Origin of the sequence: Lentzea cavernae (assembly GCF_014653695.1) — a bacterium.
Lineage (GTDB): Bacteria > Actinomycetota > Actinomycetes > Mycobacteriales > Pseudonocardiaceae > Lentzea > Lentzea cavernae.
The window spans coordinates 18,526-43,109 of record NZ_BNAR01000020.1; the positions used below are offsets into that span (position 1 = coordinate 18,526).

Below are 24,584 nucleotides of genomic sequence, written 5' to 3' on the forward strand. Positions count from 1 at the left end.
TGATGTCAGGACTTTGACATACCGAGGAGCCAGCCATGACCGTCACCGGACCCGACTTCATCGCGTTGCAGGTGCGCGACCTCGACCGCGCCGCGACGTTCTACGAGGAACGCCTCGGCCTGCGCCGGGCGCCGGTCAGCCCGCCGGGGGCCGTCGTGTTCGCGACGACGCCCGTGCCGTTCGCGGTGCGGGAACCGCTGCCCGGCACCGATCTCGACTCGGTCGAACGGCCCGGCGTGGGGGTGGCGCTGTGGTTGCACGCCGAGGACGCGCAAGCGCTGCACGACTCCCTCGACGCCGCCGGTGTCCCCATCCTCGCGAGCCCGTTCGACAGCCCGTTCGGGCGGACGTTCACCTTCGCGGACCCCGAGGGCTACGCCGTGACGGTGCACGACAAGCGTTAAGGGGTCGGCTGCCGCAGGGGAAGGCCGGCGGCGCGGTAGATCGAGTCGATCACGGTCATGTTCTTCACGGCGTCGTCCGCGGTCGTCGGGAACGGCTTGCCGTGCAGGACGGCGTCGGTGAACGCGTCGAGCTGGTAGGCGTAGGTCGGGCGCTTCCCGAACGTCTCGGACGACTTCCTGTCCTTGAGCCGCAACGACAACCGGTGCAGCGCATGTGGGCCGAGCGGGTTGAAGACCTTCAGCACGCCGTTCTCGCCGATGGCCTTCATCGACAGCTTGAACACCGTCGACGACCACATCGACGTGTGCACGGAACCCGTGTGGCCGGAGGGGAAGCGCAGCGACGCGTGCATCGCGCGATCGACGGAAGGCCCGCGCAGCAACGCTTTCGCCGACCGAACCTCGGGCTCTTCCCCGCCCAGCAGCCGCACCATGTGCACGGCGTAGCAGCCGGCGTCCATCATCGCGCCGCCCGCGAGCGAGTAGTCGTAACGGATGTCGGAGAAGAGCGGCAGCGGGAAGGCGACGGTCGCCTCGACGTGCCGCAGCGGTCCGAGGACGCCGGATCCCACGACCTCGGCGACCCGCAACGCCAGCGGGTGGTAGCGGTAGTGGAACGCCTCCATGACCACGAGACCGGACGCGTCGGCGGCCTTGGCCACCTCGGCGGCTTCGGTGGCGTTGGCGGTGAACGGCTTCTCGCACAGCACGTGCTTGCCCGCTTCCAGCGCGGCCAGCGTCCACTTGCCGTGCAGGCCGTTCGGCAGCGGGTTGTAGACGGCGTCGACCGCGGGGTCGGCCAGCAGGTCCTCGTACGAGCCGTGCACGCGTGCGATGCCGTGCTTGTCGGCGAAGGCCTGGGCCCTGGCGGTCGACCGCGCGGCGATCGCGACGACCTCGGCGACCGTCGAGGAGCGGGCCGGGCGGAGGACGGCGGTCGGCGCGATCCTGGCCGCGCCGAGAACTCCGATGCGCACGTGGTCTGTCACGCGGCCGACCCTACTCCTCCTCAGTTAACGCTGTTTACTCCACAAGGTCGGTTTCGCGGGCGGGGAAGAACGGGATCTTCCCGACCGGCGACGGGTCCGACCAGTTCCACGACTCCATCTGGCGGCGGGAGCGCCTGCCGAAGAACGCGCGCCACAGTTCGTAGCCCTCGACCTCGAGCGTGATCGGGCCGTCGCCCAGGTCACCGAGCTCGGTCTTCACCGTCACGCCGGTCAGCCGTCGCGGGGTCATCCACACCAGCGTCGGCTGCCACACGGTGTCGGGCAGGCGGTCGCGGCCGAGCGCCGCCCGCAGGTCCGCCTCGTGCGTGATCGCGTCCAGGGCCAGCTGGTACGGGATGCGCGGCATCTCGCTGATCTTGTCGCCGAAGGAGTTCCACTGCTCCAGCAGGTCCTGCACCGGGACGCCCTCGCGTTCGGCGACGTGCCGCGCGGTCCACTCGTCCGACGGCGCTCCCTCCATGCGTCCGGTCACCAGATCCGACGACTGGCCCGACAGGTGCGCGACCACCTGGTGCACGGTCCACTCAGGACAGGCGGGCACGGTTCTGGCGAACTCCTCGGCGCTCAGGCCCATCGTCAGACCGACGACGCGCTGCCGTGCCTCGCGGTAGATCTCTTCGAACACCCCTAGCTCCTCCCAGCGGTTACGGTGTCGAGCATGGACGTCCTGGTCGTCGATCATCCACTCGCCAAGGCGAGACTCACAACGATGCGTGACGCGCGCACGGACAATGCCGCATTCCGTGCCGCGCTGCAGGAACTGACCGTGATGCTGGTCTACGAAGCGATGCGCGAGGCACCGCTGAAGGAAGACCGCACGCACACGCCGGTTGCTCGTACCACCGGCTACACCCTCGCAAACCCGCCGCTGCTGGTGCCGGTGCTGCGGGCCGGTCTGGGCATGGCGGACCAGGCGCAGAAGCTGATCCCGGACGCCCAGATGGGGTTCGTGGGGCTGGCGCGCGACGAGGAGACGTTGCAGCCGACGCCGTACATGGAGTCGTTGCCGGAGGACCTCGCCGGACGCCCGGTGCTCGTGCTCGACCCGATGCTCGCGACGGGTGGCTCGATGGCGTACACGATCCGCCTGCTGACCCAGCGCGGCGCGACCGACGTGACGGCCGTGTGCGTGCTCGCGGCGCCCGAGGGGATCAACCACCTCGAGGACTCGAAGCTGCCGTGCCGTCTCGTCACGGCGTCGGTCGACGAGCGACTCAACGACTCCGGCTTCATCGTGCCCGGCCTGGGTGATGCCGGTGACCGTCTGTACGGGGCGGTTTAGGACATACCTCCGATCGGACGTAGCAGTGGTCTAGACCTCAGGCCTATCGTGCTGTGGACCACATCGCCGCTGCCGCGAACGATCAAGGAGACTCATGTCCAGACGGAGATGGGGTGTCGCCGCTCTCGCGGTCGGCGCCCTGTCCGCGTCGCTGGCCGTTGCGCCCGCGAACGCCGACGTCGAGACCAATGGGCACCACGGTTACTCGAAGACCCGCACGGTCGGGTACTTCATCCAGTGGGGCGTGTACGACCGGAACTTCCGCGTCAAGAACCTCGTGGACAGCGGGGCCGCCGCGCGGCTCACGCACCTGAACTACGCCTTCGGTTTCCTCGACGAGGCGGGCAAGTGCGTCAGCGCCGACCCGTGGGCGGACTGGCAGATGCCGCACACCGCGGAGCAGTCCGTGAGCGGCAAGGCCGACGAGGCCGGTCAGGTGCTCGCGGGCAACCTGAACCAGCTCAAGCAGCTCAAGGCCAAGTACCCCAAGCTGAAGATCAACATCTCGCTGGGCGGCTGGACGGGCTCGCGCTACTTCTCCAACGCCGCGCTGACGCCCGAGTCGCGCGCCGCGCACGTCAAGTCGTGCACCGACCTGTGGATCAAGGGCGACCTGCCGGGCCTGCCCGCGGGCGCCGCCAAGGGCGTCTTCGACGGCGTCGACCTCGACTGGGAGTGGCCGTCGAGCGCGGGCAACCCGACCCCGCCGAACGTCATCCGCCCCGAGGACAAGCAGAACTTCACCCTGCTGCTCGCCGAGTACCGCAAGCAGATGGGCTGGAACCGCGACCTGACGGCGTTCCTACCGGCCGACCCGGCCCAGATCGACCGCGGCTTCGAGGTCAGGAAGGTGTTCTCCTACCTCACCTTCGGCACTTTGCAGGGCTACGACTACCACGGCGCCTGGGACCCCGAGGCGAACCAGCAGTCCGCGCTGCGGGTGCCCAAGGGCGACCCGGCGAAGTTCGAGTTCAGCTCCGACGTAACGGTCGACGCGTGGCTGCGCCGCGGTGCCCCGCGCTCCAAGGCCGTGCTCGGCGTTCCGTTCTACGGCCGCGGCTGGGACGGCGTCGCCCCCGGCAAGCGCAACGGCCTGTTCGGCACCGGCGTGCCGGCGCCCGCCAAGTACGAGGCCGGCTACGAGGACTTCCACCGCATCAAGGCGAAGCTCTCCGAGCCCGGCAACTCCTACAAGATCTACCGCGACGACCGCGCCGGGTTCGCGTGGATCTACGACGGCAAGACGTGGTGGACCTACGACGACGCGGCGGAGATGAAGCGCAAGGCGCGCTACATCAACGACCGCAGGCTCGGCGGCGTGATGATCTGGTCGCTCGACGGCGACACGCCGCAGGGTGAACTCATCAAGGCGCTCGACGGCGCGCTCAAGTAGGGCCGCACCAGAGACGGACTGTCCTAACCGGACAGTTCAGCGGGTCCGGGGAGGTTTCGCGGCGGCCGCCTCCCCGGATTCCGTGGTGTCACAGCGTTTCCCCGGTCTCCGCCCGCCAGCCCCTGCCGTGCGCGCGCAACGCCAGTTCGTAGGTGGCGGCCGCGTCGACGCCGGGCGGCAGGTTCCCGTTGAGCTCCAGGCTCACCAGGCCGTGCGCGACGCCCCACATCGACATCGCGATCTGCTCCGGGTCCTGCGGGAGGTAGACGCCCTGCTCCACCGCGCGCCGCACCGCGTTGATCACCGGGGCGAACGTCCTGCCCGCCGCGCGGCTCATCTCCTTCGTCGGCTCGACGACCTTCGAGTAGAGCACCGAGTAGAACTGCGGGTCCCGCAACGCGCCGCGCCGGTACGCGAGCCCGATCTGCAGCAGGTCCTCCACGGGGTCGTCGGTGACGGGCACCGCCGCGAGGTTCGAGCCGAACTGCGTGAACGCCTCGTCGTAGAGCGCCTCGAGAAGCGCCGGCTTTCCGCCGAAGAGGGAATAAACCGCCGTTGTGGACGTGTTGACGTCCGTGGCGATCTTGCGCAGGCTCACCGCGGCGAGGCCCTCGGTGCTGAGCAGCTCGCCCGCCCGCTCGAGCAGGCGGCGCCGCAGGGCGTCGTCGTGGGTCTTGGGCCTGGGCATCACGCAATCCTAACGACCCCTGGCCTGAGTGGTATCACGTTGATACCGTCGCTCCATGGCGATGACCTTGCGGTTGACCGAGGAGGAGAACCTGCGGCTCGCTGAACTGGCGCAGTCCGAGGGGCGCTCCAAGCAGGAGGTCGTGCGGCTGGCGATCGCGGATCGCTACCAGCGCATGCAGCAGGAGGAGAAGCTCGGCGAAGTGCTCGGGCGGGTCCTGCCCAAGTACCGAGGTCTTTTGGATAGGCTCGGATCTTCCTGAAACTGTCAGACCTCTGTGATCAACTGGGTGCCGTGATCTCCTATCTCGACGCCGGGGACCTCTTAGTGCTGGCCACGGCCGTGACCGGTGGCGATCTCCTCGTCAGGGACATCGGCCTGCTGGACACGGCGGCCTACCGTCCCCGCGCCACCGTCCTCGGCGTGGAGGCGTACGACACGCTGTGGCTGAAGTCCTCCGCACTGCTCGACTCGATCGTCCGAACCCGCCCTCTGGTCGAGGGCAACTGGCGGCTGGCCTGGGTCGCCGCCGTCACGATGTGCGACATCAACGGCTACTGGATCGAGGCCGACGAGGACGACGCGCTCGACCTCGTCCGCGCCCTCGGCCGCGACAAGATCGACGTGTCGGAGATGGCCGGCCACCTCGAGGCGTGGGGCATCTCGAAGGATTCCGCTTGACCTAGAGCGCACTCCAGGTCTTAGCGTCGAAGTCGTGAGTTACTCGATAGCCCAAGCCGCGCAGCGCAGTGGGTTGTCCATCGACACCCTGCGCTACTACGAACGAATCGGGCTCGTCGACCCGCCCGCACGGGACTCGGGCGGGCGTCGCAGCTACTCAGAGGAAGACATGGGGTGGCTCGCCTTCGTGACGCGTCTGCGCACGACCGGCATGCCGATCCGCATGATGCGCGAGTTCGCGCAGCTCAGGCACCGCGGCGACCTGACGGCAGGCCGCCGCAAGCAGATCCTCGTCGAGCACCGCAACGACGTCCGCGCCCGCATCGCGGAGCTGCAGACGTCCCTCGAGGTGCTCGACTACAAGATCGACCACTACGCGGTGGTCGAGCGGGACTTGGAGGCGACGGCGTGAGCCGTTCATTGGGATCGTTGGAGGTCGGGCCGCAGGGGCTCGGCTGCATGGGGATGTCGGAGTTCTACGGCGCCGGCGACGAGCGGGAGTCGATCGCGGTGATCCACCGGGCCCTGGAGCTCGGCGTGACGCTGATCGACACGGCCGACATGTACGGGCCGCACGTGAACGAGGAACTGGTGGGCCGCGCGCTCGCGGGCCGCTCGGACTACGTGCTGGCCACCAAGTTCGGCATCGTGCGCGAAGAGGGCGGCCGTTCGATCCGCGGCGACCGCGCCTACGTGCGCTCCTCGGTCGAGGGCTCGCTGAAGCGCCTCGGCGTGGACGCGATCGACCTGTACTACCTGCACAGGGTGCCTGCGGACACGCCGATCGAGGAGACCGTCGGCGCGATGGCCGAGCTGGTCACCGAGGGCAAGGTCCGCTTCCTGGGCCTGTCCGAGGCGGGCGCCGACACGCTGCGCCGTGCCCACGCCGTGCACCCGATCACCGCACTGCAGAGCGAGTGGTCGCTGTGGTCGCGCGACATCGAGGCGGAGATCGTGCCCACCGCCCGCGAGCTGGGCATCGGCATCGTGCCGTACTCCCCGCTCGGCCGCGGCGTGCTGACCGGCCGCTTCGCGTCGTCCGCCGACTTCGGCAAGGGTGACTTCCGGGCCGCGAACCCGCGCTTCTCCGGCGAGAACCTCGACGCGAACCTCAAGATGGTCGCCGAGCTGAAGGCCCTGGCCGACGAGCGCGGCGTGACCGCAGGCCAGCTCGCGCTGGCGTGGGTGCAGCACCGCGGGTCCGACGTAGTGCCGATCCCCGGCACCAAGCGGATCAAGTACCTGGAGGAGAACGTCGCGGCGGCGTCGCTGGAGCTGTCTTCCGACGACCTGGCCGCCATCGAGGCCGCCGTGCCCGCGTCGGCCGTGGCCGGTGACCGGTACCCCGACATGAGCTCGATCGGCCGTTAGAACACACGTTCGAAAGCATCCCCAGGGTTGTCCACAGGTTGGGGACAACAGGCTGTGGACAACCCCGGGTTCATGTGGACAACTGGGCCGCAACAGTCGCGCCGAGCTCCCAGCACGCCTGGAGCTCGGCCTTCCCCGGCTCACCCGTGACGACCACGTGCTGGGCCGCCTTCTCCCAGCCCAACCCGGTCGTGGCCGTTTCCACGCTGCGCACGGCACCGGTCGTGTCGTTGTTGCCGTGCACGTAAAGCCCGAACGGCCTCCCACGCGTGGAGTCGAGACACGGGTAGTAGACGGTGTCGAAGAAGTGCTTCAGCGCACCGCTCATGTAGCCGAGGTTCGCGGGCGTGCCCAGCAGGTAGCCGTCGGCTTCCAGAACATCCACAGCCGTTGTGGACAACGCGGCTCGGCGGACTAGTTCGACGCCCTCGATCTCGGGGGTGGTGGCGCCGGAGACCACGGCTTCGAACATCGCCTGCAGCGCGGGAGACGGGGTGTGGTGGACGAGCAGCAGCCTGGACACGTCGAGCAACATAGCTCCCGTGACCCGCGCCTCCTACGACATCGTCGCCGCCAGCTACGCCCAGCTGATCCCCGACGCGCACGACGGCCGCCCGCTCGACGCCGCCATCATGCGCGCGTTCGCCGAGCTGACGGACGGGCCGGTCGCGGACATCGGCTGCGGCACCGGTCGCATCACGCAACACCTGCACGAACTGGGCCTCGACGCGTTCGGGATCGACCTCTCCGACGGCATGCTCGACCAGGCGCGCAATCGCTACCCGCACCTCAGGTTCACCCAGGGCGACATGACGGACCTGGACCTCGCCGACAACAGCCTTGAGGGCGCCGTCGTCTGGTACTCCACGGTCCACATGCCTGCTCAGGACGTGCCCTGGCAGGAGTTCCACCGCGTCCTCCAGCCCGGCGGCCACCTGTTGCACGCCTTCAAACTGGGTGACCAGCAGAAGCCGCTCACCCACGCGTACGGCCACGACGTCGATCTGACGGTCCACTGGCACGACATGGACGAAACCGTGACCAATGCGATGGCGGCCGGGTTCAACGAAGTGGCACGGTTGCAACGTCAGAAGGGCGTGGACGAAGGCGGACCGCAGGCGTTCCTGTTGCTCAGCAAACGGAACCCTGCCGCCGGAAGCGCGTCTTGAAGGGTGTACACAGGAGGGACCATGAAGACCACCGCCCTAATGCACACCAGTCCTCGTCAGCGTCGCATCACCTGGGGTTTCGGCCTGGCCGTCGGCATCGGGATGATCGGGTTCGGGCCGCTCTTCGCGTCGTTGTGGCCGGGGTTCGACCACAGCCCGTGGGACGTCAACACGATGTTGCTCGGACTCGGCGTGGGGCTCTGCACGATCTCGTACATCTTCGGGCGGGTCGCCGTCGCGGCGGTCACCGAGGGACGCCGCAACGCGGTGTCCCCGCCGACCAGAAGGGCCTACTTCGTGGCCGGCGGGGGTTTCGCCGTCGCCGCGCTGTGCCTCGCGATCGCTCTCTCCAGCTGATCAGCGCAGCTCTCTAGCTGACGAGCGCGGTCACCCGTTCACGCAGTTCTGCCAGCCGGGCCTTTCCTGACGCACGGGCGGACTCCAGTCCGTCCGTGACCGGCTCGACCACTTCCAGGTACGCCTTGAGCTTCGGCTCGGTGCCCGACGGGCGCACGATCACGCGCACACCGTCCGCCGTCCAGCGCAGCACGTCCGCGCCGGGCAGCAGGTCCTCCGACGCGAAGTCGGACGGCGGGGTCGCGCGCAGCCGTGCCATCGTCGCGCCGATCAGGCTCAGGTCGGTGTACCGCAACGAGATCTGGTCGGTCAGGTGCAGGCCGTGGTCCGCCGCGAGCTGGTCCAGAGCGTCCAGCAGCGTGCGGCCGGAGGCCTTCAGCCCGGCCGCGAGGTCGGCGGCGACGACCGCCGCCGAGATGCCGTCCTTGTCGGCGACGTGCTCGGGGTCGACGCAGTTGCCGAGCGCTTCCTCGTAGGCGAACACCAGGCCTTCGCCCGCGCGCGCCAGCCACTTGAAGCCCGTCAACGTCTCCGCGTACCGGGCGCCGTGTGCGGCCGCGATCGACTTCAGCAGCGAGGACGACACGATCGTCGTCGCCACCAACGGGTCTGCGGACTCCGTGGTGGACAACACGAGCGAGCCGAGCAGCACGCCCGTCTCGTCACCGCGCAGCATCCGCCACGTGTCGCCGTCCTTCACGCCGAGGGCGCACCGGTCCGCGTCCGGGTCCAGCGCGATGGCCAGGTCCGCGTCCACCGACGCCGCGAGGGAGAGCAGCTCGTCGGACGCGCCGGGCTCCTCCGGGTTCGGGAACACCACGGTCGGGAAGTCCGGGTCCGGCACGGCCTGCGACCGCACCACGTGCACGTCGGTGAAACCCGCGCGCCGCAACGCTTCCACGGCGAACGCGCCACCCACGCCGTGCATCGGCGTCAGCGCGATCTTCAACGAGCGCGAGTTCCCGCGCGGCAGCGACGCCACCTGCTCCAGGTACGCGTCCACCTCGGCGTCGGACACGGTGGTGTAGGTGACGTTCCGGGGCACGGACACCGCGGCTGGCACCGACTCGATCGCCTTCTCGATCTCGCCGTCCGACGGCGGCACGATCTGCGATCCACCGGTGAGGTAGAGCTTGTACCCGTTGTCCGCGGGCGGGTTGTGCGACGCGGTGATCTGGATCCCCGCCACCGCACCGTGCGCGCGCACCAGGTACGCCAGCACCGGCGTGGGCAGCGGCCCCGGCAGCACCCGCACGTCGAAGCCCGCGGCCGCCATCACCTCGGCGGCGGCGGTCGCGAACTCCTCCGAGCCGTGCCGCGCGTCCCGTCCGACGAACACCACGCCCGTGCCGGAGAGCCACGACGCCAGCCCGGCGGTCGCGCGGACCACCGTGGCGACGTTCATGCCGTTGGTGCCCGCCCGCACCGGCCCGCGCAGCCCGGCGGTGCCGAACGTCAGCGGACCGGCCATGCGGTCTTGGAGGTCCTCCAACGCAGCCGCGTCGCCGCCCATGGCCCGTGCCAACACGCCCTGCAACTCGGTTCGAGTCGCGGGCGACGGGTCGTCAGCGATCCACCGGAACGTCGCGTCACGCAGTGCCGGCGTCAGGCTCATGCGCGGTCCACCAGCTCGCGCAGCAGCGTGCCCATGCGCTCGGCGGCGGCGGCCCCGGCCTCGAGCACCTCCTGGTGGTTCAGCGGCTCACCGGTGATGCCCGCCGCCAGGTTCGTGACCAGCGACAGGCCGAACACCTCGACGCCCTCGGCACGCGCGGCGATCGCCTCGTGCACGGTCGACATGCCGACCAGGTCGGCGCCCATCGTGCGCAGCATCCGGATCTCGGCGGGCGTCTCGAAGTGCGGGCCCGGCAGCCCCGCGTACACGCCCTCCTCCAGCGACGGGTCGATCTCCTGCGCGACCTTGCGCAGGCGCGGCGAGTACAGGTCCGTGAGGTCCACGAACCGCGCGCCGACCAGCGGCGACAGCGAGGTGAGGTTGAGGTGGTCGGAGATCAGCACCGGCTGCCCGACGGACATGCCCTGCCGCAGGCCACCGGCCGCGTTCGTCAGCACGACGCTCGACACACCCGCGGCGGCGACGGCACGCACGGCGTGCACGACCTTCTGGACGCCCTTGCCCTCGTAGCCGTGGGTGCGGCCGAGAACGACGAGGACCTTCTTGCCACCGACCTCGACGGAACGGATGGTGCCGCCGTGGCCGAGCGCGGTCGGCGCCTCGAAGCCCGTCAGCTCGCCCACTCCGATCTCGGTGACCGGCTCTCCGATCACGTCGGCGGCGGGTCGCCAGCCGGAGCCGAGCACGATGGCGATGTCGTGCTTCTCGTTGCCGGTGCGGCTGTGGATCTCTTCCGCGGCCTTGCCGGCCAGCTCTTCTGGAGTCACCGCGAGAGCTTAAACCGGGGCGAACGTCGAGGCGATCGCGTCGAACAGCCTCACGCGCGCCTCGTCCTCCTGTTCGGTGGGGACGGTCACCTCGACGACCCACAGGTCGTTGCCGTAGGGGAGCACGCGGGAGAAGTGCGAGCGCCGCAGCGCGGTGGGCTCGTCGCCCTCGACGGTCTTGTAGACGAACTGGATGCTGTCCTCGCTGCGCGGCCCCGGGAGGTCCGGCGTCGGCACCCTCTCGCCGCCGAAGAACCTGCTCGGCCAGCGCCCCTGCACACCGAGCACGTACGCCCTGATGTCGCGCTTCGGGTAGTACTCGGGGAACCGCTGCACCGTCACCTCGTACGCGCCGCTCCCGGACACGAAGTGCACCACCGCCGAGGCGGGGAACCGCTGGTCGGCGGACCGCTGCTCGGTGTAGGTCGTCCAGCTCTGCTCGACGTTCAGCGTGAACTTGCCGCCCTGGTCCCCGTTGGCCGTCACGGCCGCGGCGGTGCGCGGTTGCAGCGTCGGGGCCGTGGGCAGGGTCGGCAGCGTGGGCGACGTCCGTTCGGCCGGCGGTAGCAGTGACGCGCCCGCGGCCAGCCTGGTCAGCGCGAACCCGCCGCCGGAGCCCGCCAGGAACAGCAGGACGGCCGCGACCACCACCAGCGCCGAGACGAGCCGGCTCCGGCGCCGGGGTGGGGCGCTCGGCCTCGTGACGAGGAACGGCAGCGGGCCGGGGTCGTCGGCCAGCGGAGCGTCCGGTGCGATCTTCGGCTTGGGCCGCACGACGACCGGCGGCACCACCGGCGCGCGGACCTCGAACGCGTCCGTGCCCGGCTCGGGCAGCAGCTGGTAGACCTGCTTGCGGACGTCGACCAGCGACATCCGCTCGGCCGGGTCCTTGCGCATCAACCCGCTGATGACCGGTGCGAGCCGCCCCGCGCCCGCCGGCACCGGCACGTCGCCGTTGATCACCGCGTTGATCGTCTGCATGACGTTCTTGCCCACGTACGGTGGTTCGCCTGCCATCGCGGCCCACAACGTCGCGCCCAGCGACCACCGGTCCGCCGCCTCCGACACGTCACCGCCCTGGGCGACCTCGGGCGCGATGTAGGCAGGCGTGCCGAGCGTGATGCCGCGCGCGGTCATCGTGGCCTCGGCGACGTTGCGCGCGATGCCGAAGTCCGTGAGCTTGACCCGCCCGTCGTCCGCGATGAGCACGTTGCCGGGCTTCACGTCGCGGTGCGTGATGCCCGCCCGGTGCGCCGACGCCAGCGCCGCCGCGATCGCGTCCAGCACCGCCGCGCCCTGCTTCTCGGTGAGGCAGCCCTGCTCCTGCAGTACCTCGCCGAGGCTGCGCGAGGGCACGATCTCCATCACGACGTACGGGTCGCCGTCGTGCTGCACGACGTCGTAGAGCGTGACGAGGTTCGGGTGGGAGAGCGCGGCGACGGCACGCGCCTCGCGCATCGTCCGTTCCCGCAGCTCGTCGGCCGCCACGTCGGGCATGCCGGGCGGCCGGAGGATGCCCTTCACGGCGACCTGCCGGCGCAGCACCTCGTCGTGAGCGGCCCAGACGGTGCCCATCGAGCCCTGGCCGAGCAGGTGCAGCAGCCGGTATCGATCCGCTATCAGGCGGTCCAGGTCACCCTTGTCCACACGATAAGTCTTCCTGACACACTGAGGTTCACTTCACGGAACCCGTGAAGCGGACCCCACTGCATCGTTTCCGGCGGTGAACCTCACATAGCCGTGCCGGTACCGGTCGGTAACACTGCAACGCATGATGGAGTTGGCCTTGCCCGCCGAATTCCGCCCGAACGAGTTCCCCGCCGCGTCGCGGGAGCAGTGGCGCGAGCTGGTCGACGCCGTCCTCGCCAAGACCGGCGCGAGCTTCGACTCGCTGGTCACGAAGACGTACGACGGCATCGAACTCCAGCCGCTCTACACCCTCGACGACGCCCTGGAGCCGTACGCGCTCGCCCCCGTGAAACAGGGCTGGGACGTGCGGCAACGCCACGCCGTCCCCGACCCGGTCGCCCTGATGAACGACCTGGAGGGCGGCGTCACCTCGCTGTGGCTCGCCGTACCGGCCGCCTCCCTGGAGCGCCTGCTGGACGGCGTCTACCTCGACCTCGCGCCGATCGTGCTCGACGGTTCCGTGGACTCCGCACGCGCGATGCTGCGGATCTACGACCAGTCCCCGGTGCTGGCCTCCGAGGTCCGCGGCAACCTGGCGCTCGTGCCGTTCGGCGAGGCCCTCGACGTCATCAGGCAGGCCCGCTCGGAGTTCCCGGCGCTGCGGACCGTCGTGGTGGACGCGCTGCCGTTCCACGACGCGGGCGGATCCGACGCCGAGGAGCTGGGCGCCTCGCTGGCCCTGGCCGTGTCGTACCTGCGCGCCCTCGAGGCCGCCGGGTTCAGCGTGGCGGAGGCCTTCGCGCAGCTCGAGTTCCGCTACGCCGCGACCGCAGACCAGTTCATGACCATCGCCAAGCTGCGCGCCGCCCGCCGGCTGTGGGCGCGGGTGGGCGAGGTGTCCGGCGCTGACGGCGTGCAGGTGCAGCACGCGGTGACGTCGTCGGCGATGATGACCCGCCGCGACCCGTGGGTGAACATGCTGCGCACGACGGTGGCGTGTCTTTCCGCTGGCCTTGGCGGGGCCGACTCGGTGACGGTGCAACCGTTCGACGCGGCCATCGGGCTGCCGGACGAGTTCGCCCGGAGGATCGCGCGGAACACGCAGAACCTGCTGTTGGAGGAGTCGCACCTCGGTGAGGTGATCGATCCTGCTGCCGGGTCTTGGTACGTGGAGCAGCTGACTGACGCTTTGGCTGTCGAGGCTTGGGGTTGGTTCCAGGAGATCGAACGCGCTGGAGGGATCGGGGAGGCCGGTGCGCTGGTCGCCTCGCGGATCGCTGCCACGTGGGAGGCGCGGTCGGCTCGGCTTGCTGATCGGAGTGATCCGATCACCGGGGTCAGCGAGTTCCCGAACCTCGGCGAGAAGCCGGTGGTGCGCGAGTCCGCGCCCGGAATCGATTCCGACTCGCAGGCCCCCTGGGGGGACGCACCTCCCATCCCAAGTTTCTCAGGCAGGTCCGACAGTTTCGGCCTGCCGAGGGTCCGTTATGCACAGGCCTTCGAAGAGCTGCGCGACCTGGCCGACGCCCAGCCCGAACGCCCGCAGGTCTTCCTGGCCACCCTCGGCCCGGTCGCCGCCCACACCGCACGCGCCACCTTCGCCGCCAACCTCTTCAACGCGGGCGGCTTCGCCACCCCGAACGCGGGCCCGACCAGGACCCCCGAGGACGTGGCGGCGAAGTTCAAGGAGTCGAAGGCCCGGATCGCCGTCCTGTGCGGCAGCGACAGCAGCTACGCCGACACCGCCATCGCGACCGTCGAGGCCCTGCGGCAGGCCGGAGCCGAACGGGTGCTCCTGGCGGGCAAGAAGACCGAAGCCACCGTCGACGGGTTCGTGTTCATGGGCTGCCCGGCGCTGGAGATCCTCAACGACACCTTCGACCACCTGGGAGTGGAGCGATGATCCCCAACTTCGCGGACATCGACCTCGGCCCGCTCCCGCAGGCGAAGTACGAGACCGACCTGCCGCCGTGGGAGACGCCGGAGGGCATCGCGGTCAAGCCGGTCTACGGACCGCAGGACACCGAAGGCCTCGACTTCCTGCGGACCTACCCCGGTGTGGCGCCGTTCCTCAGGGGCCCCTACCCGACGATGTACGTCAACCAGCCGTGGACCGTGCGCCAGTACGCGGGTTTCTCCACGGCCGAGGAGTCGAACGCCTTCTACCGCCGCAACCTCGCGGCCGGGCAGAAGGGCCTGTCGGTCGCGTTCGACCTGGCGACGCACCGCGGTTACGACTCGGACCACCCGCGCGTGGCCGGTGACGTCGGCATGGCCGGCGTGGCGATCGACTCGATCTACGACATGCGCACGCTGTTCGACGGCATCCCGCTGGACAAGATGTCCGTGTCGATGACGATGAACGGCGCTGTGCTGCCGATCCTCGCGCTCTTCGTGGTGGCGGCGGAGGAGCAGGGGGTGAAGCCGGAGCAGCTCATGGGGACGATCCAGAACGACATCCTCAAGGAGTTCATGGTCCGCAACACCTACATCTACCCGCCGAAGGAGTCGATGCGGATCATCTCCGACATCTTCTCCTTCACCTCCCAGCGCATGCCGAAGTACAACTCCATCTCCATCTCCGGCTACCACATGCAGGAGGCCGGGGCGACGGCCGACCTGGAGCTGGCGTACACCCTCGCGGACGGCGTCGAGTACATCCGCGCGGGAAGAGCAGCTGGCCTGGACGTCGACAAGTTCGCGCCGCGGCTGAGCTTCTTCTGGGCGATCGGCATGAACTTCTTCATGGAGATCGCCAAGATGCGGGCCGCCAGGCTGCTCTGGGCCAAGCTGGTCAACGACTTCGAGCCGAAGAGCCAGAAGTCGCTCAGCCTGCGCACGCACTGCCAGACCAGCGGGTGGAGCCTCACCGCGCAGGACGTGTTCAACAACGTCGCGCGCACGTGCGTCGAGGCCATGGCGGCGACGCAGGGGCACACGCAGTCGTTGCACACCAACGCACTCGACGAGGCACTGGCGTTGCCGACCGACTTCTCCGCGCGCATCGCCCGCAACACGCAGCTGCTGCTCCAGCAGGAGTCCGGCACGACGCGGGTGATCGACCCGTGGGGTGGCAGCGCGTACGTCGAGCGCCTCACGAACGAGCTCGCCGCCAAGGCGTGGGAGCACATCACCGAGGTCGAGAAGGCCGGCGGCATGGCCCGCGCGATCGACGAGGGCATTCCCAAGCTGCGCATCGAGGAGGCGGCGGCGAGGACCCAGGCGCGCATCGACTCCGGGCGCCAGCCCGTCATCGGCGTCAACAAGTACCTCGTGGACACCGACGAGCAGATCGAGGTCCTCAAGGTCGACAACGCCGGCGTGCGCGCGCAGCAGCTCGAAAAGCTGCGCAGGCTCAGGGAAGAACGCGACCAGTCCGCAGTGGACAGTGCGCTCGACGCCCTCACGAAGGCGGCGACCGGCGAGGGCAACCTGCTGGAACTCGCGATCAACGCGGCCCGCGCCAAGGCCACGGTCGGGGAGATCTCCGAGTCGCTCGGCAAGGTGTGGGGGCGGCACAGCGCGCAGATCCGCACCATTTCCGGCGTGTACCGGCAGGAGGTCGGTTCGGTGTCCAACGTGGAGGCCTGCCGCGAGGTCGTGGAGACGTTCGCGGAGGAGGAGGGCCGCAGGCCGCGCATCCTGGTCGCCAAGATGGGCCAGGACGGGCACGACCGCGGCCAGAAGGTGATCGCCACGGCGTTCGCCGACCTCGGCTTCGACGTCGACGTCGGCCCGCTGTTCCAGACGCCGGAGGAGGTCGCGCGCCAGGCCACGGAGGCCGACGTGCACATCGTCGGCGTGTCCTCGCTGGCCGCCGGTCACCTCACGCTCGTCCCCGCGCTCAGGGAGGCCCTCGCCGGGCTCGGGCGCGAGGACATCATGATCGTCGTCGGTGGCGTGATCCCGCCGCAGGACTTCGACGAGCTGTACGCGGCGGGCGCGGCGGCGATCTTCCCGCCCGGCACGGTCATCGCGGACGCCGCGAAGGACCTCCTGGTGAAGCTCGCGGACCAGCTCGGACACCATGGCTAGGGTGATCGACGTCGCCGAGTACGCGAAGGGCGTCCTCGGCGGCAACCGGGCCGTGCTCGCGCGGGCGATCACGCTGGTCGAGTCGACGCGCGCCGACCACCGGGCCAGGGCCCAGGAGCTGCTGGTCGAGCTGCTGCCCGAGTCGGGCGGCGCGATCCGGGTCGGCATCACCGGCGTGCCCGGCGTGGGCAAGTCGACGTTCATCGACGCGCTCGGCACCGCGCTGACCGAGCAGGGGCACCGGGTGGCGGTGCTCGCCGTCGACCCGTCCTCGACCCGCACCGGCGGCAGCATCCTCGGCGACAAGACGCGGATGCAGCGGTTGTCGGTGAACCAGGACGCGTTCATCCGGCCCTCGCCGACCTCCGGCACGCTCGGCGGCGTCGCCAAGGCCACGCGCGAGACGATCGTGCTGGTCGAGGCTGCGGGCTTCGACGTGGTGCTGGTCGAGACGGTCGGTGTCGGGCAGTCCGAGGTGGCCGTCGCGAACATGACGGACTGCTCGCTGTTCCTGACGCTGGCACGCACCGGCGACCAGCTGCAGGGCATCAAGAAGGGCATCCTGGAGCTCGCTGACGTCATCGCGGTCAACAAGGCCGACGGCGAGCACGAGCTGGACGCCCGCAAGGCCGCCCGCGAACTGGCCGGCGCCCTCAAGCTCCTGCGCCCGCCGGACGCGCTGTGGCACCCGCCCGTGCTCACGTGCTCGGGTCTCACCGGTACCGGTCTCGACGACCTGTGGTCCCGAGTGCTGGAACACCGCAGGACCCTCGAGGACGCAGGCGAACTGGACGAACGCCGCAGGCGTCAGCAGGTCGAATGGACCTGGACGATGGTCCACGACGAACTGTGGCGGCAGGTCCGCGGGAGCGCCGCCGTGCGCGCGCTGGCGCCCTCTCTCGAAGAGAAAGTCCGCCTTGGAGAGCTCACCGCCACCCTTGCGGCGGAGCAGGTTTTGCAGGCGTTCCAATCGGACTCTCGGTAGGCGCTTAACTAGTTTGGGTGACCTTCGATCGTGGTATTCGGGGTAGAGTTCAGGCCATGTCGAGGTTGCTGCTGGCCTGCGTGTTCTCGCTGATGAGCGTTCTCGGGATCGCCGGTGTGGCGTCCGCGCAAGAGGCGGGGAACGCGCCTGTGGTGGCCGCGCAGCAGACGACGGTGAACCCGGCTCCCGACGTGAACGCGCCGCAGGAGCCGTCGCCCGAGGCTCGCGAGGAGACCAAGCGCAAGCTGTGGATAGGCGGCATCGCCGTCGTGCTGTTCGCGCTGGTCTACTACCGCAACAAGAAGCGGTGGGCGAAGTGGCGCAAGGAGCGGGCTGCCAAGAAGGGGTAGCCCGGCGGTCGTGCGGGATGGGGCAGCGTCCCACGTGATGGGACGCGATAGCCGGAGTTAAGCGTGTCTCGCGACCACTTGCGTCATCGTTGATCGGTCAGACCGAAACTCGCTCGCCGCTCGGCGCAGCGCTGCGACCGGCCGTCCGGTTGATCATCATCAGCGCGCCGCGTCCAAATGGTGGTGATGCAGGATGGTGGCAATGGGTACCGACTTGAAGATCAGCACGCGCTCGACCGTCGAGCGGTACTCGGACGCGCTGCTGGACTTGTCGCACTCGATCCACGCCGAACCCGAGCTGGCCTTCGAGGAGCACCGCAGCGCTGAGAAGATCGCTTCTTTGCTGGTCGGAGAGGGTTTTGAGGTCGACCGCGGTGTGGCCGGCCTCGAGACGGCGTTCGTCGCGACCTACGGCGACGGCGAGCTGGTGCTGGGGCTGTGCGCCGAGTACGACGCCCTGCCCGAGGTCGGGCACGCGTGCGGGCACAACGTCATCGCCGCCGCTTCCGTCGGTGCGGCGCTTGCTCTGCGTGACGTCGCGGACCGGCTGGGTGTCACCGTCAAGGTGATCGGAACCCCGGCGGAAGAGGTCGGCGGCGGCAAGGTCCTCATGCTGGAACGGGGCGTGTTCGACGACGTCTCGCTCTCGATGATGGTGCACCCCGCGCCGTACGAGTCGTGCGCCGCCAAGTCGCTCGCCATCACCGACCTCGAGGTGCACTACAAGGGCAAGCCGTCACACGCGGCCGCCGCCCCCCACCTGGGCGTCAACGCCGCGGACGCGGTCACGATCGCGCAGATGTCGATCAGCTTGCTGCGGCAGCACTTCGAGCCGGGCCAGATGGTCAGCGGGATCGTCACCAACGGCGGTACCGTGCCGAACGTAATACCCGCCCGCGCGTCAGCGATGTTCGACGTGAGGGCGGAAAACCTGGAATCGTTGCAGCGCCTGGAGAACCGTATTCGGGACTGCTTCTCAGCCGGCGCGCTCGCCACCGGCTGCACCCATGAGGTGGTGCAGGTCTCACCGATCTACGCCGAGTTGACTCCCGACCCGTGGCTCGCGGACGCCTACCGGCGTGCGGCCACCGAGCTGGGAAGACGACCGCTCTCGCAGGAACAGGAACAGCGGGAGAAGATCGGGAGCACCGACATGGGCAACGTCACCAGAGTGTTGCCCGCAATCCACCCGACCATCGCCATCGACTGCGGAGACGCGGTGAACCACCAACAAGAGTTCGCGACCGCCTGTGCCTCGGCGTCGGCCGACCGTGCGCTCCTCGACGGAGCACTTGCCATGGCTTGGACGACGATCGCGACAGCCACCGATTCCCGGCAGCGCGCACGGCTGCTGGCCCGCGGAGGTGCGGCATGACGGTTCTGGACTCCCGGATTCCGGGCTCCTCAACTGTGAAGACTTCCCCTGAGATGCTCGTCGGCCCCACCGGGGTGAGCATGTCTGGTGTGGATGATCTCGGAGAGGGACGTGGCCCCGCCTGGCTCGACGACTGGTTGAAGGCGCACGCCGCCGACGTCGTCGCGTGGCGCCGCCACATCCACGCCCACCCCGAGCTCTCCCGGCGCGAGTACAACACCACCGAGCTCGTCGCGAAGCTGCTGCGCGAGGTCGGCCTCAAGCCGCGCATCCTCCCGGGCGGCACGGGCCTGATCTGCGACATCGGCAACGGCCCCCGCTGCGTGGCACTCCGCGCGGACATGGACGCCCTGCCGCTGCACGAGAACACCGGCTCGCCGTTCGCGTCCACTGTGGACGGTGTGTCGCACGCGTGCGGTCACGACGCCCACACGACGGTCCTGCTCGGCACCGCGCTGGCCCTCGCCTCGGCGACGGAGCTGCCGGGCCGCATCCGCCTGGTGTTCCAGCCGGCGGAGGAGGTCATGCCGGGCGGTGCGCTCGACGTGCTCGCCGCCGGCGGGCTCGACGGCGTGGAGCGGATCTTCGGCCTGCACTGCGACCCGCGCCTGCAGGTCGGGCGCATCGGCACGCGCATCGGCGCCATCACGTCGGCCTCCGACCTGCTGGAGCTGCGCCTGTCCTCGCCGGGCGGCCACACCTCGCGCCCGCACCTCACCGCGGACCTGGTGCACGCCCTCGGCACGGTCATCACCGGCCTGCCGACGATGCTGTCGCGCCGCGTCGACCCCCGTTCCGGCACCGTCCTGGTGTGGGGCGCGGTGCACGCGGGCGAGGCGCCGAACGCCGTGCCGCAGGACGGCCTGGTGCGCGGCACGCTGCGCACCGGCGACCGCGACATCTGGGCCGAGCTGGAGCCGCTGGTCAAGGACCTGGTGACGGGCCTGCTGGCCCCGACCGGCGTCGGTTTCGACCTGCACCACCGCCGCGGCGTGCCGCCGGTGGTCAACGAGCGCGAGTCCACCCAGATCCTGCGCGCCGGCATCGAGGCCGCACTGGGCGACGACGCGCTCGCAGGCACCGAGCAGTCGTCCGGTGGTGAGGACTTCGGCTGGTACCTGGAGCACGTGCCCGGCTCGTTCGCGCGCCTCGGCGTGTGGAACGGCCACGAGAAGCAGCGCGATCTGCACCAACCGACGTTCGACCTCGACGAGCGCGCGCTCCTCGTAGGCGTCCGCGTCATGGTGCACACCGCACTGGCGGCTCTTGCCTAGAGCGGAACCCTCTCGGTTCGAGCGGTGTTGTGGCGCGTGCGGAACGAATGCGCACGCGCCACAGCGCTGTCCGGGTCCTTGCGGTCCGCCGTGTAGTACCAGTCGCAGCGGACCTCGTCCTCGGTGATCTTCACCGTGCTCACCCCGTGCGAGTCCAGCTCGACGAACTTCGCGTGCGGGTTCAGCGCCTGGATCTGCGCTTCCAGCTGCAGGGAGCCGGTGCGCGGCGGCACCTTCAGCAGCTCGTCGAAGTTGTCGGACGTCAGCGACGTGGCGACGTACTCGGTCGCCACCGATCGACCCTCGAACGGCACCTCGCACGCCCACGAGCTGTGGATGTCCCCTGTCAGGAACACCGTGTTCCTGCGGTCGCCGAGCGCGCGCAACACCAGCTCCCGGTCGGTGGGGAAGCCGTCCCACTGGTCGGGGTTCGACGGCGGGAAGCCCGGCGCCGGCGGGATCCTGAACGGGCTGATCATCACCGAGTTGCCCACGAGCTGCCAGCGCGCGGAGTCGGTGGTGAGCTTGCCGATCAACCAGTTCCGTTGCGCCGCACCGAGGATCGTGGTGTCCGTGCGGTACGAGCGCAGGTCGAGCATGGTGAGCGACGCGAGGTGCCCGAAGCGGAAGCTCCGGTCGAGCCCGCCCTCGCGCACCGGCATCCACTCGAAGTAGGCCTGCGTGGCGGCGGCCATCCGCGCCGCCCACGGGCCCTCGGTCGCCGGGTCGTGCAGCGGTGAGCCGGTGCTGGAGGAATTATCGGCCGACTCGTGGTCGTCCCAGGTCGCGATCATCGGGTGCGCCCGGTGGACGGCCTGGACGTGCCGATCGGTCTTGTACTGCGCGTGCCTGCGGCGGTAGTCCTCGAGCGTGACGCACTCGTGCGGCGGGTCCGACGGGCGGACCTCTGGCTCGTAGACGCCCTCGTAGACGTAGTCGCCCAGGTGGATCACCGCGTCGAGTTCCTGCTGCGCCAGGAAGCCGTAACCGGCGAAGTGGCCCATGGACCAGTTGGCGCACGAGACGACGCCGAAGTTCAGCTCGGAACCGCAGCCGGCCGTCTTGGTCCTGCCGACGGGCGACACGACGCCGCCGACGCGGAACCGGTACCAGTAGCGGGTGTTCGGATCCAGGCCGTGGACCTCGGCCTTCACCGTGTGGTCCCTGGCCGCGGAGGTGCGGGTGACGCCGCGCTTCACGATCCGGCGGAAGTCCTCGTCACGAGCGACCTCCCACCGGATCGCGGAGTTGGTCACCACGCGCGTCCACAACAGCACGCCGTCGGGCAGCGGGTCGCCGGACGCGACGCCGTGCTCGAACACGGGTTGTGCGGCGTGGGCGGTACCGGTCGAAGCGGCACCGGCCACGGCTGCACCGATCAGGAAAGTTCTTCTGCCGACCCCAGTCATGCCTCCAGCATGCCGGAGATCAACTCACGGGTTCGGTCAACTGCGGCCGCGCTTCCGGCGCCGCGGCCCGCACCGCGTCCGCCGCCTGGTCGTCCGCCTTCGTCTGGGACGTGCGTTCGGACTCGACGCGCGCGTTGTAGACCTCGACCTCGCGCTTGATCGTGTCCTCGTCCCAGCCGAGGACCGGCGCGACCAGCCTGGCCACCGCCTCCGCCGAGTCGACGCCGCGGTGGGCGTACTCGATGGAGATGCGGGTGCGCCTGGTCAGCACGTCCTCCAGGTGCATCGCGCCCTCGTGCGAGACCGCGTACACCGCCTCCACCTGCAGGTAGTCGGGGGAGGCCGGGATCGGCTTGAGCAGCTCCGGGTTGTCCGCCGCGAGCGACAGCACCTCGTGCACCAGCGAGCCGTAGCGGTCCAGCAGGTGCCGGACGCGGTACGGGTGCAGGCCGTGCTTGGCCGCCAGCTGGTCCGCCTGGTTCACCAGCGCGTGGTAGCCGTCGGCGCCGACGAGCGGCACCTTGTCCGTGATCGACGGCTGGATCCGGCCGGGCAGGTCGACGTGCGCCGCGTCGACGGCGTCCGCGCCCATCACCCGGTACGTCGTGTACTTGCCGCCCGCGATCGCGACCAGACCGGGCGCGACGCGTGCCACGGCGTGCTCGCGGGAGAGCTTCGACGTCGAGTCGGACTCGCCCGCCAGTAACGGCCTCAGACCCGCGTAGACGCCCTCGATGTCCTCGTGCGTCAACGGGGTCGCGAGGACCGAGTTGACGTGCTCGAGGATGTAGTCGATGTCGTGCTTGGTGGCCGCGGGGTGCGCCAGGTCGAGGTTCCAGTCCGTGTCGGTGGTGCCGACGATCCAGTGGTTGCGCCACGGGATGACGAACAGCACGGACTTCTCGGTGCGCAGGATCATCCCGGCCTCGGCGACGATCCGGTCGCGCGGGACCACGATGTGCACGCCCTTCGACGCCCGCACCCGGAAACGCCCGCGCGAGCCCGAAAGCCGCTGCAGCTCGTCGGTCCACACGCCCGTCGCGTTGATCACGGCGTGCGCTCGCACGTCGACCTCGCGCCCGTCCTCGACGTCGCGCACCCGCACGCCGGACACGCGGTCCGCCTCGCGCAGGAACCCGACCACCTGGGTCGACGTGCGCACCACGGCGCCGTAGTGGGCGGCGGTGCGGCCGACCATCATCGTGTGCCGGGCATCGTCTGCCTGCGCGTCGTAATAGCGGATGCCGCCGATCAACGCGTCGCGCTTCAACGCCGGCACCAGCCGCTGCGCGCCCGCGCGGGTGAGGTGCTTCTGCCCCGGCACGGACCGGGCGCCGCCCATCGTGTCGTACATGAACAGACCGGCGGCTGTGTACGGCCGCTCCCACACGCGGTTCGTGAGCGGGTAGAGGAACGCGACGGGCTTCACCAGGTGGGGCGCGATGCGCGTGAGCATCAGCTCGCGCTCGCGCAGGGCCTCGCGGACCAGGCCGAACTCGAGCTGCTCCAGGTAGCGCAGGCCGCCGTGGAAGAGCTTGGAGGACCGGCTCGAAGTGCCGGACGCCAGGTCGCGGGCCTCGACGAGCGCGACCCGCAGGCCGCGCGTGGCCGCGTCGAGCGCCGCACCGACGCCGACGACACCACCGCCGACCACCACGACGTCGAACGTCTCCGCCTCCAGCCGCTTCCAGGACTCCTCGCGCTCGGCCGGGCCGAGCCGGCCGGTGATCGGGGGTTCGGCATGGGTCTGGGGTGATGCAGCTGCGTTCTTGCGCGTGGCCACGACGGACGCCTCCCTGTGACGACTCCGGATCACGTTACCTGCAGCAACGGCCCTTCGCCCACGGGCGCGGCGACCAGTACCCAACGGCCTGCAAAGGACCCGTTCCGCCGCGCCTGGCATGGACAACTGATCAGCTCGGTAATAGCGTCCGAGCACGTTGAAGGCGGGCAGCGCGGCCCTGACCTCGGGTTTGCGCGTCCTGTCTGGCCGCAAACGAGTGGAGGTCGACGATGAGCGCAGGCTCGATCTTCGTCTGGGAGATGCTGGGGACCGCGGTCCTCATCCTCCTGGGCACCGGTGTCGTCGCGAACCAGGTGCTCAAGAACACGCTCGGCAACAGCACGGGCTTCCTGTTCGTCAACGTCGGCTGGGCCTTCGCGGTCTTCGCCGGCGCCAGCATCGCCAACCCCAGTGGGGCGCACCTCAACCCCGCCGTCACCCTCGGCCTCGCCATCGCGGACAAGACACCGTGGGGCGACGTTCCGTTCTACGTCCTCGGGCAGATGGTCGGTGCCATCGTCGGCGCGATGCTCTGCTGGGCGACCTACAAGCTGCAGTTCGACACGCACGACGAGCCGCAGAACACACTCGGCATCTTCTCCACCGGACCGACCGTGCCCAGCCCGCCGTGGAACCTCGTCACCGAGGTGATCGGCACGTTCGTGCTCGTCATTTGGATCCTGCTGTCGCCGGGTGCCAAGGAGTCCGTTGACGGCGTTCCGCAGTTCGGCAACTCGGCGCTCGGGTACGCCGGTGTCGCGTTCGTCGTGCTGGTGATCGGCACGTCGCTCGGCGGCCCGACCGGGTACGCCATCAACCCGGCACGTGACCTCGGGCCGCGCATCGCCTACGCGTTCATGATGCCGATCCACAACAAGGGCAACGCCAACTGGAGCTACTCGTGGGTCCCCGTCGTGGGCCCGCTCGTGGGTGGCGCGCTCGCCGCGTTGCTCTTCCTGGTTCTCCCGGTCTGAAAGGACTTCTCG

Annotated in this window: 25 protein-coding genes; 16 read left to right on the forward strand and 9 right to left on the reverse strand. The window is 69.8% G+C overall.

All coding sequences use genetic code 11. From position 1 onward, the window contains the following. Nucleotides 1–35: 35 nt before the first annotated feature. On the forward strand, nucleotides 36–404 hold the full coding sequence (locus IE307_RS39765; RefSeq protein WP_191304654.1) for a VOC family protein: 369 nt from the start codon (nucleotides 36–38) through the stop codon (nucleotides 402–404). Here the strand turns inward: IE307_RS39765 and IE307_RS39770 are convergent. Both IE307_RS39770 and IE307_RS39775 read right to left on the reverse strand, forming a co-directional pair. After that, complete coding sequence (locus tag IE307_RS39770) at nucleotides 401–1,393, reverse strand: Gfo/Idh/MocA family protein (protein WP_191304655.1); 993 nt, start codon at nucleotides 1,391–1,393, stop codon at nucleotides 401–403. The two genes, IE307_RS39765 and IE307_RS39770, sit on opposite strands and share 4 nt — an antisense overlap. Nucleotides 1,394–1,427: 34 nt before the next feature. Beyond that, nucleotides 1,428–2,039 carry a maleylpyruvate isomerase N-terminal domain-containing protein gene (locus IE307_RS39775; protein ID WP_191304656.1) on the reverse strand — a complete coding sequence of 204 codons (612 nt, stop codon included), beginning with the start codon at nucleotides 2,037–2,039 and terminating at the stop codon, nucleotides 1,428–1,430. Between the two features lie 33 nt (nucleotides 2,040–2,072). On the opposite strand from IE307_RS39775, the gene upp reads away from it, so the two are divergent. Both upp and IE307_RS39785 read left to right on the forward strand, forming a co-directional pair. Next, nucleotides 2,073–2,696 carry a uracil phosphoribosyltransferase gene (upp, locus tag IE307_RS39780; protein ID WP_191304657.1) on the forward strand — a complete coding sequence of 208 codons (624 nt, stop codon included), beginning with the start codon at nucleotides 2,073–2,075 and terminating at the stop codon, nucleotides 2,694–2,696. 94 nt (nucleotides 2,697–2,790) lie between these two features. Next, nucleotides 2,791–4,089: a glycoside hydrolase family 18 protein gene (locus tag IE307_RS39785; protein WP_191304658.1), complete on the forward strand. Its 1,299-nt coding sequence runs from the start codon at nucleotides 2,791–2,793 to the stop codon at nucleotides 4,087–4,089. Nucleotides 4,090–4,177: 88 nt separating this feature from the next. Here the strand turns inward: IE307_RS39785 and IE307_RS39790 are convergent, their stop codons facing one another. Further along, complete coding sequence (locus tag IE307_RS39790; RefSeq protein ID WP_191304659.1) at nucleotides 4,178–4,777, reverse strand: TetR/AcrR family transcriptional regulator; 600 nt, start codon at nucleotides 4,775–4,777, stop codon at nucleotides 4,178–4,180. A 55-nt stretch (nucleotides 4,778–4,832) separates the two neighbouring features. Between IE307_RS39790 and IE307_RS39795 the strand changes: the two genes are divergently transcribed. Genes IE307_RS39795 through IE307_RS39810 form a run of 4 tightly spaced genes read left to right on the forward strand, consistent with a single transcriptional unit; the run spans nucleotide 4,833 to nucleotide 6,829 of the window. Beyond that, on the forward strand, nucleotides 4,833–5,039 hold the full coding sequence (locus tag IE307_RS39795) for a YlcI/YnfO family protein (RefSeq protein WP_030478506.1): 207 nt from the start codon (nucleotides 4,833–4,835) through the stop codon (nucleotides 5,037–5,039). Nucleotides 5,040–5,071: 32 nt separating this feature from the next. Further along, complete coding sequence (locus IE307_RS39800; RefSeq protein WP_191304660.1) at nucleotides 5,072–5,458, forward strand: type II toxin-antitoxin system death-on-curing family toxin; 387 nt, start codon at nucleotides 5,072–5,074, stop codon at nucleotides 5,456–5,458. A gap of 34 nt (nucleotides 5,459–5,492) precedes the next feature. Then, nucleotides 5,493–5,870 carry a MerR family transcriptional regulator gene (locus IE307_RS39805; protein ID WP_191304661.1) on the forward strand — a complete coding sequence of 126 codons (378 nt, stop codon included), beginning with the start codon at nucleotides 5,493–5,495 and terminating at the stop codon, nucleotides 5,868–5,870. Between the two features lie 47 nt (nucleotides 5,871–5,917). After that, the gene (locus IE307_RS39810) at nucleotides 5,918–6,829 is read left to right on the forward strand and encodes an aldo/keto reductase (RefSeq protein WP_191304756.1); all 912 of its coding nucleotides are present in this window, start codon (nucleotides 5,918–5,920) and stop codon (nucleotides 6,827–6,829) included. Between the two features lie 70 nt (nucleotides 6,830–6,899). Here IE307_RS39810 and IE307_RS39815 read toward each other — a convergent pair whose 3' ends face one another. Continuing rightward, complete coding sequence (locus IE307_RS39815; protein ID WP_191304662.1) at nucleotides 6,900–7,352, reverse strand: flavodoxin family protein; 453 nt, start codon at nucleotides 7,350–7,352, stop codon at nucleotides 6,900–6,902. A gap of 19 nt (nucleotides 7,353–7,371) precedes the next feature. On the opposite strand from IE307_RS39815, the gene IE307_RS39820 reads away from it, so the two are divergent. Together IE307_RS39820 and IE307_RS39825 are read left to right on the forward strand one after the other, a co-directional pair. Continuing rightward, entirely contained in the window at nucleotides 7,372–7,998 is a 627-nt protein-coding gene (locus IE307_RS39820; protein WP_229905530.1) for a class I SAM-dependent methyltransferase, read from the forward strand. A 21-nt stretch (nucleotides 7,999–8,019) separates the two neighbouring features. Continuing rightward, a complete protein-coding gene (locus tag IE307_RS39825; RefSeq protein WP_229905531.1) occupies nucleotides 8,020–8,355 on the forward strand; it encodes a hypothetical protein in 336 nt (111 codons plus the stop codon). A gap of 13 nt (nucleotides 8,356–8,368) precedes the next feature. On the opposite strand, the gene IE307_RS39830 is transcribed toward IE307_RS39825, so the two are convergent. The 3 genes from IE307_RS39830 to IE307_RS39840 are packed head-to-tail and all read right to left on the reverse strand — an operon-like array spanning nucleotide 8,369 to nucleotide 12,405. Continuing rightward, entirely contained in the window at nucleotides 8,369–9,970 is a 1,602-nt protein-coding gene (locus IE307_RS39830) for a phospho-sugar mutase (RefSeq protein ID WP_191304663.1), read from the reverse strand. Next, nucleotides 9,967–10,758: a purine-nucleoside phosphorylase gene (locus IE307_RS39835; protein WP_191304664.1), complete on the reverse strand. Its 792-nt coding sequence runs from the start codon at nucleotides 10,756–10,758 to the stop codon at nucleotides 9,967–9,969. Before IE307_RS39835 ends, IE307_RS39830 begins: the two co-directional genes overlap by 4 nt. 9 nt (nucleotides 10,759–10,767) lie before the next feature. Then, the gene (locus tag IE307_RS39840; protein WP_191304665.1) at nucleotides 10,768–12,405 is read right to left on the reverse strand and encodes a serine/threonine-protein kinase; all 1,638 of its coding nucleotides are present in this window, start codon (nucleotides 12,403–12,405) and stop codon (nucleotides 10,768–10,770) included. A 124-nt stretch (nucleotides 12,406–12,529) separates the two neighbouring features. Between IE307_RS39840 and IE307_RS39845 the strand changes: the two genes are divergently transcribed. The 6 genes from IE307_RS39845 (at nucleotide 12,530) to IE307_RS39870 (ending at nucleotide 20,406) form a co-directional block, all read left to right on the forward strand. Next, nucleotides 12,530–14,290, forward strand: a complete 1,761-nt coding sequence (locus tag IE307_RS39845; protein ID WP_191304666.1) for a methylmalonyl-CoA mutase family protein — start codon at nucleotides 12,530–12,532, stop codon at nucleotides 14,288–14,290. Beyond that, entirely contained in the window at nucleotides 14,287–16,422 is a 2,136-nt protein-coding gene (gene scpA, locus IE307_RS39850; protein ID WP_191304667.1) for a methylmalonyl-CoA mutase, read from the forward strand. Before IE307_RS39845 ends, scpA begins: the two co-directional genes overlap by 4 nt. Beyond that, a complete protein-coding gene (gene meaB, locus IE307_RS39855) occupies nucleotides 16,415–17,407 on the forward strand; it encodes a methylmalonyl Co-A mutase-associated GTPase MeaB (protein ID WP_191304668.1) in 993 nt (330 codons plus the stop codon). Before scpA ends, meaB begins: the two co-directional genes overlap by 8 nt. A gap of 56 nt (nucleotides 17,408–17,463) precedes the next feature. Then, nucleotides 17,464–17,757: a hypothetical protein gene (locus IE307_RS39860; RefSeq protein ID WP_191304669.1), complete on the forward strand. Its 294-nt coding sequence runs from the start codon at nucleotides 17,464–17,466 to the stop codon at nucleotides 17,755–17,757. Nucleotides 17,758–17,959: 202 nt separating this feature from the next. Next, nucleotides 17,960–19,132, forward strand: coding sequence for a M20 family metallopeptidase (locus IE307_RS39865; protein WP_191304670.1), 1,173 nt, complete (start codon nucleotides 17,960–17,962; stop codon nucleotides 19,130–19,132). After that, nucleotides 19,129–20,406 carry a M20 family metallopeptidase gene (locus IE307_RS39870; RefSeq protein ID WP_191304671.1) on the forward strand — a complete coding sequence of 426 codons (1,278 nt, stop codon included), beginning with the start codon at nucleotides 19,129–19,131 and terminating at the stop codon, nucleotides 20,404–20,406. The genes IE307_RS39865 and IE307_RS39870 overlap by 4 nt, the downstream gene beginning before the upstream one ends. Here the strand turns inward: IE307_RS39870 and IE307_RS39875 are convergent. Together IE307_RS39875 and glpD are read right to left on the reverse strand one after the other, a co-directional pair. Continuing rightward, on the reverse strand, nucleotides 20,403–21,815 hold the full coding sequence (locus tag IE307_RS39875) for an alkaline phosphatase D family protein (RefSeq protein WP_191304672.1): 1,413 nt from the start codon (nucleotides 21,813–21,815) through the stop codon (nucleotides 20,403–20,405). The genes IE307_RS39870 and IE307_RS39875 overlap by 4 nt on opposite strands. Nucleotides 21,816–21,834: 19 nt before the next feature. Next, the gene (glpD, locus tag IE307_RS39880) at nucleotides 21,835–23,598 is read right to left on the reverse strand and encodes a glycerol-3-phosphate dehydrogenase (RefSeq protein ID WP_373306078.1); all 1,764 of its coding nucleotides are present in this window, start codon (nucleotides 23,596–23,598) and stop codon (nucleotides 21,835–21,837) included. Between the two features lie 230 nt (nucleotides 23,599–23,828). On the opposite strand from glpD, the gene IE307_RS39885 reads away from it, so the two are divergent. After that, nucleotides 23,829–24,572, forward strand: a complete 744-nt coding sequence (locus tag IE307_RS39885) for an MIP/aquaporin family protein (RefSeq protein WP_191304673.1) — start codon at nucleotides 23,829–23,831, stop codon at nucleotides 24,570–24,572. Nucleotides 24,573–24,584 lie beyond the last annotated feature (12 nt).

Bases quoted from the DNA above. Each gene is read 5' to 3' on its own strand.
- IE307_RS39765 (WP_191304654.1), top strand. From the start codon at position 36: ATGACCGTCACCGGACCCGACTTCATCGCGTTGCAGGTGCGCGACCTC.
- upp (WP_191304657.1), top strand. From the start codon at position 2,073: ATGGACGTCCTGGTCGTCGATCATCCACTCGCCAAGGCGAGACTCACA.
- IE307_RS39785 (WP_191304658.1), top strand. From the start codon at position 2,791: ATGTCCAGACGGAGATGGGGTGTCGCCGCTCTCGCGGTCGGCGCCCTG.
- IE307_RS39790 (WP_191304659.1), bottom strand. From the start codon at position 4,777: ATGCCCAGGCCCAAGACCCACGACGACGCCCTGCGGCGCCGCCTGCTC.
- IE307_RS39795 (WP_030478506.1), top strand. From the start codon at position 4,833: ATGGCGATGACCTTGCGGTTGACCGAGGAGGAGAACCTGCGGCTCGCT.
- IE307_RS39810 (WP_191304756.1), top strand. From the start codon at position 5,918: ATGGGGATGTCGGAGTTCTACGGCGCCGGCGACGAGCGGGAGTCGATC.
- IE307_RS39825 (WP_229905531.1), top strand. From the start codon at position 8,020: ATGAAGACCACCGCCCTAATGCACACCAGTCCTCGTCAGCGTCGCATC.
- IE307_RS39830 (WP_191304663.1), bottom strand. From the start codon at position 9,970: ATGAGCCTGACGCCGGCACTGCGTGACGCGACGTTCCGGTGGATCGCT.
- IE307_RS39845 (WP_191304666.1), top strand. From the start codon at position 12,530: ATGATGGAGTTGGCCTTGCCCGCCGAATTCCGCCCGAACGAGTTCCCC.
- scpA (WP_191304667.1), top strand. From the start codon at position 14,287: ATGATCCCCAACTTCGCGGACATCGACCTCGGCCCGCTCCCGCAGGCG.
- meaB (WP_191304668.1), top strand. From the start codon at position 16,415: ATGGCTAGGGTGATCGACGTCGCCGAGTACGCGAAGGGCGTCCTCGGC.
- IE307_RS39860 (WP_191304669.1), top strand. From the start codon at position 17,464: ATGTCGAGGTTGCTGCTGGCCTGCGTGTTCTCGCTGATGAGCGTTCTC.
- IE307_RS39865 (WP_191304670.1), top strand. From the start codon at position 17,960: ATGGGTACCGACTTGAAGATCAGCACGCGCTCGACCGTCGAGCGGTAC.
- IE307_RS39870 (WP_191304671.1), top strand. From the start codon at position 19,129: ATGACGGTTCTGGACTCCCGGATTCCGGGCTCCTCAACTGTGAAGACT.
- IE307_RS39875 (WP_191304672.1), bottom strand. From the start codon at position 21,815: ATGACTGGGGTCGGCAGAAGAACTTTCCTGATCGGTGCAGCCGTGGCC.
- IE307_RS39885 (WP_191304673.1), top strand. From the start codon at position 23,829: ATGAGCGCAGGCTCGATCTTCGTCTGGGAGATGCTGGGGACCGCGGTC.